The sequence below is a fragment of the Caballeronia sp. LP006 genome (assembly GCF_031450995.1).
GTDB lineage: Bacteria > Pseudomonadota > Gammaproteobacteria > Burkholderiales > Burkholderiaceae > Caballeronia.
The window spans coordinates 899,391-913,472 of the sequence record NZ_JARTVW010000003.1 but is presented as its reverse complement, the minus strand read 5'-3'; the positions used below and the strand labels follow the sequence as shown (position 1 = coordinate 913,472).

The following is a 14,082-nucleotide window of genomic DNA, read 5'->3' as shown; positions in this document are numbered from 1 at the left end:
CACGGCTTCTTAAGCGATCCAAAAGCGATGCGCAGCGCTCTCATGCCGAGGCGCCGCGCCGCGCGTTCAAGCGTTAAACATACCGCGCCTCGTCCAGATCGGCGATCAACGTCGGCCCGGTCGGATGCCAGTCGAGCCGCGCCTGCGTCAACGCGCTCGATGCGGGCATATCCAGACCGACGAACATGGCCATCCATCCGAAATGCGCGGCGGCTTCCTCCGGCGCGATGGAAACGGCCGGCAGCTTCAGGCCTCGTCCCAGCGACTCGGCGATCTCCCGGCTGCTGACGCCTTCTTCACCCACTGCGTGATATCGCGCGCCCCGTTCGCCCTTTTCCACGACCAGCCGATAAAGCCGCGCGACATCCGACAGATGACCCGCCGGCCAGCGGTTTTGGCCATCGCCGACATAAGCGGATACGCCTTTCTTCCGCGCGACCTCGACGAGCGGCGTAATGAGTCCCTGCTTGAACGGATTGTGGACTTGGGGCAGCCGCACGACCGAGACGTTGATGCCCGCGTCCAGCAACGCATGACCCGCGAGTTCCGACGCGATGCGCGGGTTCGGATGACTCGCGTTGAACACATCCTCGCTCGCCGCCTCGCCATGCGCGCCACCGCCCATCCCGGTTCCCGACGTGATGACGAGCGGCCGGTCCGAGCCTTCGAGCGCCGAGCCGAGCGCGGCAATGACGCGCTTGTCCTTCTCGCAGTTCTCGACGAACCTCGAGAAGTCGTGATCGAAAGCCGTGTGGATGACGGCGTCTGCTTGCGCCGCGCCAGCGACGAGACTGTCCGGCTCTTCCAGCGTGCCGCGATAAACCTCGGCGCCCGCTTTCTCGAGCGTTTGCACACCCGCATCGGAGCGCGTCAGGCCGAGCACCTGATGCCCGGCGCGAATGAGTTCGGTAACGAGGGCCGAGCCGATAAAACCGGTCGCGCCTGTCAGAAAAATACGCATGGTCAAAGCTCCCTGGTCGTGACCCGCTTACTATCCGATCGTTTCTTATCCCGTTAAAGTAGTGACTTCATCATGGTAAAGCGACTAACAGGGTCTTCATGTCAGTCAACACGGCACGATCGCTGGGCGATTTCCTGAGGAGCCGTCGCTCGCGGCTCGACCCGGCGAGCTTCGGGTATTCCGGGCGCAGACGAACGCCCGGCCTGCGCCGGGAAGAGGTCGCGCAGCGCGCGCATATCAGCCCGACCTGGTACACGTGGCTCGAACAAGGGCGGGGCGGCGCGCCATCGGCGGAAGTGCTCGACCGCATCTCCGGCGCATTGATGCTGACGGATACCGAACGCGAGCATCTCTTCATGCTGGGCCTCGGGCGGCCGCCCGAAGTGCGCTACAAATCGGTCGAAGGCGTTCACCCCCGCTTGCAACGCCTGCTCGATTCGCTCGAAGCGAGTCCGGCAATCATCAAGACCGCCATCTGGGATGTGGTCGCGTGGAACCGCGCCGCCGCTGTCGTGCTGACCGACTACGGCACGCTGCCGCCCGGCGAGCGCAATATCCTGCAGTTCCTGTTTCGCAATCCCACGGTCAGGGCCAAGCAGCACGATTGGGAAAGCGTCGCGCGCTTCGTCGTGGGCGCGTTCAGAGCGGATGTTGCGCGTGCCGGACTCGCTTCCGAGGTAAGCGAACTCGTGGACGAACTCTGCGGCGCGAGCCCGGAATTCGAGGCGTTATGGCGCGACAACGATGTGCTGAACCACGGCGACAGCAATGGCATCAAGCGCCTGCTTCATCCCGTGCTCGGTCAGATCGAGCTGGAGTATTCCGCATTCTCCGTCGATGGCCGGCCCGATCTCGGCATGATCGTCTACACGCCAATGGACCCGGAGATAGCCGCGCGCGTCAAGGTCCTCGCTGCCGCGAAGGCGTAACGATCCTATCCAAGTGAGCGCGTTGTTAATTTGCTAAGACCAAAGGCTTCGTTGGTGCGGCATGGCGCGCGTACTAGGATAAAAACGTCGCGGACGCTACGGTCCGCACGCGCATAAACGGAGACCTCCATGCGATACAAGGGATACGACGTGGCACCGTCTGCCCATGCCATGCCGAGCGGCCTGTTCGCGGCAAACCTGACTATCGAGAACAAGGTGTCGCCGCACGGCTCGTCGTTCACGTTCGATGCACTCGATTACTTCTTCGAGGCGGATCACGCGGTCGCGTATGCGTTGCGCTGGGCGCGGATGTGGATCGACCAGCGCAACAAGCGGTTTGCGGCGCTCAGGCGCTAGCAGCAATCTTCACCGCGGCGCCGCGCCGCGCCATCCGCACCATCTTCTATGCAAATGAATTTTGCTTGGTTCCACTTTCCCGTCATGTCTCTCATAGTCGGGATTGATGGCTATAGACGGTTGCCTTTTTGTCGGGCGACTGTCAGGTGACCAAGACGTCGAGCTTCAAACATAGAGGACTGCAACCGTGGCCGTATTCGATATCGATGACATCGTCCAGTCGCTTCAGACGGTGCGCCAGCAATGGCGGGAAGTGCAGCGGCGATCGCTCGAACCGGGCGGGCGCGAACTTCCGGCGCGCGAGGCGCTGACCGATATCGTCGGCGCGATGAAGGGCGCGCTCTTTCCAATGCGGCTCGGACCGCCCGATCTGCGTCAGGAAAGCGAGAACTTTTACGTGGGCCATGCGCTCGATTTCGCGCTGCAAGGGCTTCTCGTGCAAGCAAAGCTGGAACTGCAATACAAGGCGCGTCACGCACCGCGCGACGATGCGGCCATCGACGCACGCGCGAGCACCGCGGTAAAGGCCTTCGCGAAGACGTTGCCGCGCATTCGGAGCCTTCTGGACAGCGATATTCTCGCGGCCTATCAGGGTGATCCGGCGGCGGGCAGCGTCGATGAAGTGCTGCTCTGCTATCCCGGCATTCTCGTGATGATTCATCACCGGATCGCGCATGAGTTGTACCGGCTGGAGTTGCCTTTGCTCGCGCGCATCGTCGCGGAACTCGCGCATAGCGAGACGGGCATCGATATTCATCCGGGCGCGAAGATCGGCGCGGGATTCTTCATCGATCATGGCACGGGCGTGGTGATCGGCGAGACGACGGTGATCGGCGACCGCGTGCGCATCTATCAGGCGGTGACGCTCGGCGCCAAACGCTTTCCACGCGATGCCGCAGGCAATTTGGAGAAAGGACTCGCACGGCATCCCGTGGTGGAAGACGATGTCGTCATCTATGCGGGCGCGACCATTCTGGGCCGCGTCACGCTCGGTCAAGGCGCGGTGATCGGCGGCAACGTATGGCTCACGCACGATGTCGCGCCGGGAAGCTACGTGACGCAGGCGCTTTCGCAGAGCGCGGCGGTGTCGCATGCGCAGACGCCGACCCAAACGGTCGTGCAAACGCCCAAGCGCGCGCCGCAAGCCGAACAGGTCACGCCATGAGCACGGTGGTGCGTCACTTCGGCGCGACCGTGCGCGAGTTGCGCGAGTCGTTCGGCTGGACGCAGGAACAACTCGCCGAACATGCGGGGCTCAATCGCTCCTATGTCGGCGAGATAGAACGTGGGACGTGCATCGCTTCCATCGTGACGCTCGACAAGATCGCGCAAGCGTTCAATGTGCCGGCGGGGCGTCTTTTCGGCGCGTCGCGTGGAGATCTGGCGTCGCTGATATCGGAGTCCACGCCATCGGCGAAGTGACGCGGGCGCGTCGGGTTCATCGGCCGTATTGCGTGCGATGCATGCACAGACGCTTCTTTTGAAGTGTCTCGTAAGCCTGCGGCAGCATCGCGCTTGGCGGTCCCGGCGGGCCGCTCCTCACGACGATCTCAATTCGAAACAAAGGCCGCGCGTCGATGAATCCACCGATGCCGTCGCAGCATGCGTGGCCATCGGGGTAGGGTGGCCGGCTCGCCAACCCACCCGAATCGGGTGGGTGGTCGTAAGAGGCCTTCGGAATGCATCGACCGGGTTCTACAATCGGGACGAATCACGGCCCCGCTTGCAGAGTCCAGCATGTCCGATCTTGGCGAAACCGCAGTCGAATCCCCCGTGTCTGTCGTGCGTGTGGCGCACAAGTTCGTACCGCCACGCGGCGCACGTCAGTTGATGCCACGAAGCGCCTTGCTGGCCCGCCTGCTCGACGCACGGCGCCAGCGCTGCATCGTCATTCACGGGCCGGCCGGAAGCGCAAAGACCAGCACGCTCATGGCGTGGCGGCACTCCCTTCTGACGCTCGACTTCGACGTGGCATGGCTGTCGCTCGCGCCTGCGGACGACGAGGTGCGCATATTCTTCGCCGGTCTGCTCGCGAGTCTCGCCTTGGTGGACCGGTCGATCGTCGACATGGCGGAACGCCTCACCGCACGCGATGGCGACGAACTTGCCGTGGAACATTGGGTCATCGCTCTCGTGCGGGGTGTCGCCCGCCACAAACGCGAACTCGTGCTGATGCTCGACGACGTCCACCATCTCAGGGACGCGCGCATATTCGAGGCGTTGCGATGGCTGATCGACTACGCGCCGCCGCAACTGCATGTGGTACTGACTTCGCGGCGGCCGTTGCCGCTGTCGCTCGCGCGATTGCGCGCGCAAGGTCTGACCACGGAGTTCGATCAACAGGACTTGCGTTTCTCCGCCGAGGAATCGGAGCGTTTTCTTCGCGAGCAGTCCGGCCGGATCGGCAAGCGCGACGCACAGGTCGTGCACGAACTCACTGACGGCTGGGCGACCGGCCTCCATTTATTCGCGAACGACCTCAAAGCCAGACGCGGGGCTCCGCTTGCGCCAGCGAGCGTGTGCGAAGGCGCGGCGTTCGTGGGCTACTTCGAACGCGAGGTGCTGGCCCGCTTGCCCCGCGACGATGTGCTCCTGCTCACCCACGCGGCCCTCTGCGGCCGCTTCTGCGCGCCGCTCTGCGCTGATCTGCTGGACCAAGCCGGCGTTGTTGGTGTCGCCATCGACGATATCGCCGCGCAACTCATTCGCCTGGAGGCCGACAATCTGTTCGTCACGTCTGTCGCCCCCGAACAGGAGCGCGATGCGTGGTACCGCCTGCATCCGTTGTTGCGCAGCGTCCTGCTGAACCGCGTGGCAAGTCTGCCAGACGAAGCGCAACGTGGGCTTCATGCAGCGGCATGGCACTGGTTCGATGCGCACGGTCACATGGACGAGGCAGTTCAACATGCCGTGCTTGCTGGAAACAGCGAGGCAGCCGCCAATATGGTCGAGGGATTCGCTCACACGCTGCTCGCGCGCGGCGAATTGCGGCAGCTCGCGAGCCTCATGCGCCGCCTTCCGCCGGGACAAGTGGCGGCGCGCTTCGATCTCCTCGTGATGCAGGCGTATCTGCAGATGTATGCCGGCGAAACCGATGCGCTGCAGCAGGGCATTCGGCAGATTGCACGGCGCAGCGAGCGGTCCGGCCCGCGCGAGCGGTATGCGCTTGCCGTGTTGCGGGGTGGACTGGCGCTGCAGCGCGACGATACCGACTCCGTGGCCGCCTTGCTACCGGAATTGCAGCGCGTGCCGTCCGACGCCGACGCCTTCACCCGTGCCGGGCGCAGCAACATTCTCTCGTGGATGTTCATCCATCGCGGCGAGTACGCGGAGGCGCGCAAGGTGCTGGAAGAAGGTGCGTCGCGTGAAGGCGCGCCGCGCGGCATCCTGCTCGGCCGATGCATGGGCGGCATGACGCACGCCGCCGAAGGACAGGTGCTGCTCGCGGAGCGCGTTCTGCGCGAGGTGCTGAGCGAGGCAGACAAGCAAGGCGCGGCGTATATCGGTATTGCGTGCATGTCGGCGGCGCTGCTGGGCGAGGCGCTTTACGAACTGAACGATGTCGAGGCCGCGCTCGCGCTGCTGGAGAACCGCATCGACCTGCTCGAACGAGTGTCCATTCCCGACACAGTACTGCGCGCGCTGACCGTGCTGGCCGGCGCTCACTGGCTGGCGGGCAGACGCGGCGAAGCGCTCGATTATCTGACGCGTCTCGAAGATTACGCGGCGCGCCGCCAGGTCGACCGGCTGCTCGCCTGCGCGCTCCACTGGCGTTCGCGCTGGCTGCTGGACGACGGCCAGGTCGACGAAGCGGATGCCGCGCTGTCACGGCTGGAGGCGCTCGCCGTGCGTTACTCGGGCGCGGTGCGCAGCACGGCGTGGGAAATCAGCGTATGCGCCGGTCTTGCGCGTATCGCCATGTGTCTGCATCAGAACGATTTCGACGGCGCCGTCGCGCGTCTGAAGCCGCTCGCCGCGTTGTCCGAGGCGGGCGGGCGGTGGAGCCGCGTGGCGAGCGTGCGCCTGCAGCTGGCCATCGCGGAGCAAGGCCGTTGCAACGACAAACGCGCCCGCGAGCATCTGACCGAGGCGTTGCGCGTGGGCCATCGCCTCGGACTCATGCGCAGCGTGCTCGATGGCGCGGGCGACTCGCAGGCAATGCTCGACGTCGTCGTGTCGGACCCGCACTTCGATCCCGTGCTGGCGTTCTACGCGGAGCGTCTCGTGAATGCGGGGAAAGCACGCGCACGCGTCCCTGCCGGGGCGAGCGGTTCGCAGGCCTCGGGCGATCTGTTGAGCGAACGCGAGAGCGAGGTGCTGAGTCTGCTCGCGCTCGCGCTGCCGAACAAGAAAATAGCGCGCGTCATGGATGTGTCGCTCGACACCGTGAAATGGCATCTGAAAAATATCTATCGAAAGCTCGACGTAACCGGCCGCGATGGCGCTGTCGCCAGAATGCGCGATCTGAACGCCGGCTGACCATGCGCTCGCTGCCCGCTTTCCCGTGCTTTCCACCCTACGCGGGTGGGCTCGTTCCACCCGTTCCCGACGCAGAATGACCTTGTCGAAGCGGCACGCTCCCGCATGCGTGGGCCGCGACAATCCGTCATGAGGAGTGTTCGGTGGAAGTCAAGCGTAATGTCTATCGCGAGGACCATGAAATGCTGCGCGAAACCGCGCGGCGTTTTTTCGAGCGGGAATGCCTGCCCCGTCAGGCCAAATGGGACGAGGCCGGTTGCGTGGATCGTGAGACCTGGCTGAAAGCGGGCCGCGAAGGACTGCTGTGCGTGACCGTGCCGGAAGAATACGGCGGTGGCGGCGGCGACTTCGGGCACTCGTCCATCGTGGCGGAAGAACTGCATCGCGCTGGCGTGTCGGGCTTCAGCTATTCCGTGCATTCGGACATCACCGCGCCGTACATCGTGCGTCTCGGCACCGAGGCGCAGAAACGCAACTGGTTGCCGCCCATTTGTCGCGGCGAGAAGATTCTCGCCATTGCCATGACCGAGCCTGGCACGGGCTCCGACCTGAAGTCCATCCGCACCACGGCGGTCCGCGACGGCGACGAGTACATCATCAACGGCAGCAAGACCTTCATTTCCAACGGCCTGAATTGCGACATGGTGGTGGCGGTCTGCAAGACCGACCCGTCCGCGGGCGCAAAAGGCGTAAGCCTCATCATGGTCGAGACCGACCGCGCGGGCTTTCGGCGCGGTCGCAAGCTGGAGAAAGTCGGTCAGGCCGCCGCCGACACGGCCGAACTCTTTTTCGACGACGTTCGCGTGCCCGTCACCAATCTGATCGGTCAGGAAAACGGTGGATTCATCCACCTGATGGAAGAACTGCCGCAGGAGCGCCTGATCATCGCGATCTACAGTGCGGCGAAACTCGAACGCCAACTGGAGCTCACGCTGCAATACGTCAAGGATCGCCGCGCGTTCAATCAGACGGTGTGGGACTTCCAGAACACGAAATTCAAGCTGGCCGATGTCAAGGCGCAAGCAGTGGCCGTACGCACGCTGGTGGACTATTACCTCCGCGAGCATATGGAGCGCAGGCTCACCTTGCAGGAAGCCGCCATCGCCAAGCTGTTCGCGACCGAAACCATGTGGAAGTGCATCGACGAGATGGTGCAGTTGCACGGCGGCTACGGCTACATGCTCGAGTATCCGATCGCGCGCGCGTTCGCCGACATGCGGGTGACGCGCATCTTCGGCGGCACCAGCGAAGTGCTGCGCGACCTGATCTCCAGAAAACTGTAAGCATCCCTACTATTGACGGGAAACATCATGAGCGAAAAAGTGCTGGTGGCAGGCGTCGGAATGATTCAGTTCGCCAAGCCGGGCGCGAGCCAGAGTTACATCGAAATGGGAGCGGAGGCGACGCGCCGCGCACTCGCCGACGCCGGCATTCCCTACGACCTCGTGCAACAGGCCTTTACCGGTTACGTCTATGGCGATTCCACCTGCGGCCAGACCGCACTGTACGAAGTCGGCATGACGGGCATCCCGATCGTCAACGTCAACAACAACTGTTCGACGGGTTCGACGGCGCTTTATCTCGCGCGTCAGGCCATTGCCACGGGCGACGCCGAGTGCGTGCTGGCGCTCGGCTTCGAACAGATGCAGGCGGGCGCGCTGAAGTCGCACTGGGACGACCGCCCGGTCACGCGCGCACGGTTCGTGCCGATCATGCATGGCCTGACGGCGGATCTCGCGCATCTTCCACAGGCGTTGCGAACCTTCGGCGGCGCGGGACGTGAACACATGAAGCGTCACGGCACGACGATGGAAACGTTCGCCGCCGTGCGCGCCAAGGCGAGCCGTCACGCCGCCAATAATCCGCTTGCGCTGTTTCGCAAACAAGTCAGCACCGAAGACGTCATGAACGATACGGTGCTGATCCCCGGTGTGATGACGCGCCTGATGGCATGCCCGCCAACGTGCGGCGGCGCTGCCGCCATCCTCGTGTCGGAGCGTTTCGCGAAGAAGCACGGGCTGCGCAACGACGTGCGGATCGTCGCGCAGGCACTTACCACCGATCCGCCCGCTTCGTTCGATCCGCCGTCGATGCTCAATTACGTCGGCACGCATATGACGCGTTCGGCGGCCAACAAAGTGTACGAACACGCGGGTGTCGGACCGGAAGATATCGACGTATGCGAACTGCACGACTGTTTCGCGCACAACGAAGTCATCTGCTACGAGGCGCTTGGCTTCTGTCCGGAAGGTGGCGCGGAAAAATTCGTCAAGGACGGCGACAACACCTATGGCGGCAAGGTCGTGGTCAATCCGTCGGGCGGGCTGCTTTCGAAGGGACATCCGTTGGGCGCAACGGGGCTTGCGCAGTGTTACGAGCTCACGCATCAGTTGCGCGGCAGCGCGGACCGGCGTCAGGTCGAGGGCGCGCGGCATGCGTTGCAGCACAACCTCGGGTTGGGCGGTGCGTGCGTGGTCACGCTTTACGGCACGAACTGACGCGGCTTCGAGCGTGACCATGCATTCGACTTCGCACTTCGAACACGGGCGCCGTTCATCGGACGTCTGTCATGCAAACACGGGGAGCGAGACGTGAGTAATCTGCTGGATGCCCTTCATCTAACGGCGTTGCCCGCTGAGGCCGAAGCCTTCCGCGCGGAAGTGAAGGAGTTCATCGCGGAACATCTGCCGCCCGCCGCGGCCGACGTCCGCGCCCGTTCATGGATGGGCTTCGATGCCGCATTCAGCCGTCGGCTCGCCGCGCGCGGCTGGGTCGGGCTCACGCTGCCCACGCGTTACGGTGGCGCGGGAATGGATGCGTTTCGACGGTTCGTGCTGGTGGAAGAATTACTTGCCGTTGGCGCACCGGTGGCCGCGCACTGGATCGCGGACCGGCAAAGCGGTCCATTGATCCTGCGCTACGGAACGCAGGCGCAGAAGGACTTCTACCTGCCGCGCATTTGCACCGCGTCGGCGTTTTTCTGCATCGGGATGAGCGAACCCAACGCGGGCTCGGATCTCGCCAGCGTGCGAACCCGCGCGGTACGCAGTGAAGGCGGCTGGCGGCTGAACGGCCGCAAGATCTGGACGACCAATGCACAGCACTGTCAGTACATGATCGCGCTCGTGCGTTCGTCGGGAGCGCCGGAGGATCGCCAGAAGGGTTTGTCGCAGTTCATCGTGGATCTCGCGTTGCCGGGCGTGAATGTGCGGCCTATCGTGGACCTCACGGGCGACGCGCACTTCTCCGAAGTGACCTTCGACGATGTCTTCCTCAACGACGAAGCGCTGATCGGCGATGAAGGCGCAGGCTGGGAACAGGTGACCGCGGAACTCGCGTTCGAACGTAGCGGCCCGGAGCGGCTTTATTCGAGCGTCGTGCTGCTCGATAGCTGGGTCGCCCATTTGCGAAGAGAGAGCGCGAAACCCGCTGACCTTGCTTTGCTTGGCAGCCTCGTCGCGCAACTGGCGACATTGCGTTGCATGTCCATCGCGGTGACGGCGCGGCTCGTGCGCGGCGAGAGCCCCGTGGTCGAGGCCGCCCTGGTGAAGGACATCGGCACCGAGTTCGAGCAGACCATACCCGCGCTGCTGGAAGCCGCGATCACGGCCGATCCGGCACGGTCCATCGCACCCGAGCTGTATCGGACGCTGGCCTATCTCAGTCAAGTTTGCCCTGCATTCTCGTTGCGCGGCGGCACGCGCGAAGTGCTGCGCGGCATGATCGCGCGCGGCCTGGGCTTGCGCTAATTCTCATGCATCAGGAAAGACTCCGATGTTCACGGAAGCAATCGAGGCCATTCTGCGCGATTACGCAACTCCCGACGCCATCAGGGCCATCGAAAACGGTGGCTCGCCCTCGGCCATCTGGGCTGCACTGGAAGAAGCCGGCTTTCTGGAACTGCTGACGCCGGAAAGCGCGGGCGGTGCCGGGCTTGCGCTGTCCGCGCTCGCGCCTGTCTTCGTCACGCTGGGGCGGTTCGCCACGCCCGCGCCGGTGGCGCAGAGCATCGCGGCGCGGGCGTTGTTGCGCGAGAGCGGCATTGCGGCTCCAGCCGGCATGATCACGCTGGCGGGCCGCTGCCGACGCTTTGACGATGAGCACCAATCGTTGGAGGCGCCCGCCACGCCGTTCGGGACCATCTGTGAATATGTGCTCGCGAATCTCGATGGCGCTCTGCTTCTGCTCGACGCGAACCATGCCGCACGCGAGCCGGGCGGCGTGCGGGGCAGCCTGTGCGCAACCTTGACATGGCGCGGCGACCGCGTTTCCGCGCCGCTCGGTCGAAGCGGCGGGGAAGTGCCTCTGTTCAGCGCGGCCATTCACGCGGCAGCCATCTCCGGTGCGATGGATCGTGTATTCGGCATGACGCTTCGGTACTGCAACGACCGGTCTCAATTCGGCAAGTCCATCGGCAAGTTTCAGGCGGTGCAACATCAGTTGAGTGTGATGGCCCAGCACACGAGCGCGGCGGCAATTGCAGCCGAATTGGCGTTTTCCGGCGCCGGCCCTGTGCCGGCGCGGCTCGCGACGGCGATCGCCAAGGCGCGCACCAGCATGGCGGTGCCGCTGGTGGCATCCATCGCTCACGCGCTGCACGGGGCTATCGGCGTGACCGCGGAGTACGACCTGCAGCTCTATACGCGCAGACTGCACGAATGGCGCATGGCCGACGGTTCCGAGGCGTACTGGAATTGCGTGGTCGGCGAGGCGGCGCTCGCGCGGATGACCCCCACCATCGCCGACTTCGCACGAACCGCGCCGCTCGAAACAGCCTGAGTGACGGGCCTGAAACAAAACGGCCTGAAACAAAACGGCCGGAGACGACGGCTTCTAATAACGACCGGACATTCCATGAACGACTTTCTGAAGTACGAGCAGGACGGTCATATCGTCACGCTGACGATGAACGAGCCTGAGCGCCGCAATCCGCTGACCGGCAACACGGCGGTGGACGAATTCCTCGACGCGATCAGGCGGATCGAGACGGACCGCTCGGTGCGGGCCGTGATCCTGACCGGTGCCGGAACGGCCTTCTCTTCGGGCGGCAACGTCCATGACATGGAGCGGCATGCATCGGGGTCCATGTCAGGCATGGAGATCCGTCAGGAGTACCGGCGAGGCATTCAACAGTTGCCACTCGCGCTCTTCAATTTGGAAGTGCCTGTCATCGCGGCGGTGAATGGCGCGGCAATCGGCGCCGGACTGGATCTCACTTGCATGTGTGATATACGCATTGCGTCGGAACACGCAAAGTTCGCCGAAAGTTTTGTCCGGCTCGGCATCATTCCCGGCGATGGTGGCGCGTGGCTCCTGCCACGCATCATCGGGCTGTCGCGGGCGGCGGAACTGATCTTCACCGGCCGGGTGATCGGCGCCCAGCAGGCGCTCGAATGGAATCTCGTATCGCGCGTCGTTGCGCATGACACGCTGCTTGCGACCGCGCGCGCCCTCGCCGAGGACATCGCGGCCAATCCGCCGCATGCGGTGCGCCTTGCCAAACGGCTGCTGCGCGAAGGCATGCATTGCCGGCTCGACACGCTGCTGGAAATGTCGGCGGCTTATCAGGCGTTGGCTCATCAAACGGACGATCACCGCGAAGCTGTGTCCGCTTTCATCGACAAACGGCAGCCGTCGTTCAACGGATAACGCGCCGGCGGAGGGAAGACAGCATGCAGTTGACTCAGGGCCTTCATCGCTCGCTTCGGCAGAACCCGGACCGGACGGCGGTATCGTTCAAAGGGCGCAGGCGGACCTTTCGTGAGTTCGGCGATCGCGTCGCGCGGCTTGCGTCGGCTCTGGTCGAACTCGGCCTGACGGAGGGCGAGCGGGTCGGCATGCTGGCGCTGAATTCCGATCGCTACCTCGAGTATGCGATGGGCGTTTGGTGGGGCGGCGGCGTGCTCAATCCCGTCAATATTCGCTGGAGCGCCGCGGAGATCGCCTATTCGTTGAACGATTGCGACACGCGCATCCTGATCGTGGATGACCGGCACCTCGAGACCGCGCGCGACGTATGCCGCCTCGTGCGAACCGTTCCAATACTGATTCACGCAGGCGATGGCGCGGCGCCGGACGGCATGCTGTCGTTCGACGCGCTGATCGCGGCAGCCGCGCCGATGGAGGACATCGGTCGCAGCGGCGCCGACCTCGCTTGCATCATGTACACCGGCGGCACCACCGGTGTTCCGAAAGGGGTGATGCAGACGCATCTGAACATGTGGTCGTCGTGCATCATGCGAATTGCGGAATCGGCGCCGCTCGCCGGGACCGCGGTGCTGCACGCCGCGCCGTTTTTTCATGTCGCGGCTCTAGGGCGTGCGCTCGTGCAGTTCGTTGCAGGCGAGGCGCATGTGATCATTCCCGCCTTCGACGCGCGCGAAGTCTTGAAGGCAATCGATCAAGAGCACGTCAGCGAAACCCTGCTCGTGCCGACGATGATCCAGGCCGTCTTGAATCACCCAGATTTTGCCCAGGCCGATTTGTCGCGCTTGCGGCGTCTCACCTATGGCGCGTCGCCTATTCCCGAGCCGTTGCTGAATCGCGTGATCGAATGCCTGCCGGGTGTCGAACTGGCGCATTCGTACGGCATGACCGAGGCCTGTCCCAGCATCTCCGTCAATCCGCCCGCCAATCACGATGACGCGGCGAGAAGGAGCGGCCTTTATCGCTCCATCGGCCGTGGGCTGCCCGGACTGCTGGTGAAAGTGGTCGATGTGCAGGGCCAGGAAGTGCCGCGCGGCACGGTAGGGGAGCTCGTCGTGCGCGGACCGAACGTAATGGCGGGCTACTGGAACAAGCCGGAGGAAACCGCGCAGGCCCTACGTCGCGGCTGGCTGCATACTGGCGACGGCGCGTATATGGACGACCGAGGCTATCTGTACATCGTCGACCGGCTCAAGGACATGATCGTCAGCGGCGGCGAAAACGTCTATTCCGCCGAGGTCGAAAACGTGATCGCACTTCACGGCGCGGTCGCCGCGTGTGCGGTGATAGGCGTGCCGCATGACATGTGGGGCGAAGCGGTCCACGCCGTGATCGTGTGCAAGCCCGGCGAAACGACCAGCGAAGAAGAGATACGCAGGCATTGCCGCGCGTTCATCGCCGGCTATAAATGTCCCAGAACGATCGAGTTTCGGGAGCGGCTGCCCTTGTCGGGCGCGGGCAAGATCCTCAAGCGCGAACTCCGCGCGGCATACTGGGCGGGCAGGGCGCGCGCCGTCAACTAACGAAGTCAGGCAGCGAAGCCTTCCACCCGGCCAGGGGGGTGCAGCTTCTCCTGCATTCTGGCTTACTTCCACTGAATCGAGGCCGTCATCCGGAAGACGGAAAGCCGATCTACCGCGGTGCGCTGAA

The 14,082-nt window shown here is 64.1% G+C and carries 12 protein-coding genes; 11 read left to right on the top strand and 1 reads right to left on the bottom strand.

Features of this window, described 5'->3' with window-relative positions; translation table 11 throughout:
• Positions 1 to 73: 73 nt before the first annotated feature.
• Positions 74 to 961 carry an SDR family oxidoreductase gene (locus tag P9250_RS08760; protein ID WP_310392438.1) on the bottom strand — a complete coding sequence of 296 codons (888 nt, stop codon included), beginning with the start codon at positions 959 to 961 and terminating at the stop codon, positions 74 to 76.
• A 98-nt stretch (positions 962 to 1,059) separates the two neighbouring features.
• Here P9250_RS08760 and P9250_RS08755 point away from each other — a divergent pair, with 98 nt between their 5' ends.
• From P9250_RS08755 to P9250_RS08705, 11 genes are all read left to right on the top strand, one after another.
• A complete protein-coding gene (locus tag P9250_RS08755) occupies positions 1,060 to 1,890 on the top strand; it encodes a helix-turn-helix transcriptional regulator (protein WP_250494312.1) in 831 nt (276 codons plus the stop codon).
• Between the two features lie 129 nt (positions 1,891 to 2,019).
• A complete protein-coding gene (locus tag P9250_RS08750) occupies positions 2,020 to 2,247 on the top strand; it encodes a hypothetical protein (protein ID WP_244830270.1) in 228 nt (75 codons plus the stop codon).
• A gap of 187 nt (positions 2,248 to 2,434) precedes the next feature.
• The gene (epsC, locus tag P9250_RS08745) at positions 2,435 to 3,412 is read left to right on the top strand and encodes a serine O-acetyltransferase EpsC (RefSeq protein ID WP_244830271.1); all 978 of its coding nucleotides are present in this window, start codon (positions 2,435 to 2,437) and stop codon (positions 3,410 to 3,412) included.
• Positions 3,409 to 3,669 (top strand): helix-turn-helix transcriptional regulator, encoded by a 261-nt coding sequence (locus tag P9250_RS08740; protein ID WP_310392434.1) that lies wholly within the window; start codon positions 3,409 to 3,411, stop codon positions 3,667 to 3,669. Before epsC ends, P9250_RS08740 begins: the two co-directional genes overlap by 4 nt.
• A gap of 315 nt (positions 3,670 to 3,984) precedes the next feature.
• Positions 3,985 to 6,726 carry a LuxR C-terminal-related transcriptional regulator gene (locus P9250_RS08735; protein WP_310392432.1) on the top strand — a complete coding sequence of 914 codons (2,742 nt, stop codon included), beginning with the start codon at positions 3,985 to 3,987 and terminating at the stop codon, positions 6,724 to 6,726.
• A 143-nt stretch (positions 6,727 to 6,869) separates the two neighbouring features.
• Positions 6,870 to 8,009, top strand: coding sequence for an acyl-CoA dehydrogenase family protein (locus tag P9250_RS08730; RefSeq protein ID WP_310392430.1), 1,140 nt, complete (start codon positions 6,870 to 6,872; stop codon positions 8,007 to 8,009).
• A 27-nt stretch (positions 8,010 to 8,036) separates the two neighbouring features.
• Positions 8,037 to 9,224 (top strand): lipid-transfer protein, encoded by a 1,188-nt coding sequence (locus tag P9250_RS08725; protein WP_309958450.1) that lies wholly within the window; start codon positions 8,037 to 8,039, stop codon positions 9,222 to 9,224.
• A gap of 93 nt (positions 9,225 to 9,317) precedes the next feature.
• Positions 9,318 to 10,475 carry an acyl-CoA dehydrogenase family protein gene (locus P9250_RS08720; protein ID WP_310392427.1) on the top strand — a complete coding sequence of 386 codons (1,158 nt, stop codon included), beginning with the start codon at positions 9,318 to 9,320 and terminating at the stop codon, positions 10,473 to 10,475.
• 25 nt (positions 10,476 to 10,500) lie between these two features.
• Complete coding sequence (locus tag P9250_RS08715) at positions 10,501 to 11,505, top strand: acyl-CoA dehydrogenase family protein (RefSeq protein WP_310392425.1); 1,005 nt, start codon at positions 10,501 to 10,503, stop codon at positions 11,503 to 11,505.
• Positions 11,506 to 11,580: 75 nt separating this feature from the next.
• Positions 11,581 to 12,375: a crotonase/enoyl-CoA hydratase family protein gene (locus P9250_RS08710; protein WP_309958750.1), complete on the top strand. Its 795-nt coding sequence runs from the start codon at positions 11,581 to 11,583 to the stop codon at positions 12,373 to 12,375.
• Between the two features lie 23 nt (positions 12,376 to 12,398).
• Complete coding sequence (locus P9250_RS08705) at positions 12,399 to 13,955, top strand: long-chain-fatty-acid--CoA ligase (protein ID WP_310392422.1); 1,557 nt, start codon at positions 12,399 to 12,401, stop codon at positions 13,953 to 13,955.
• Positions 13,956 to 14,082 lie beyond the last annotated feature (127 nt).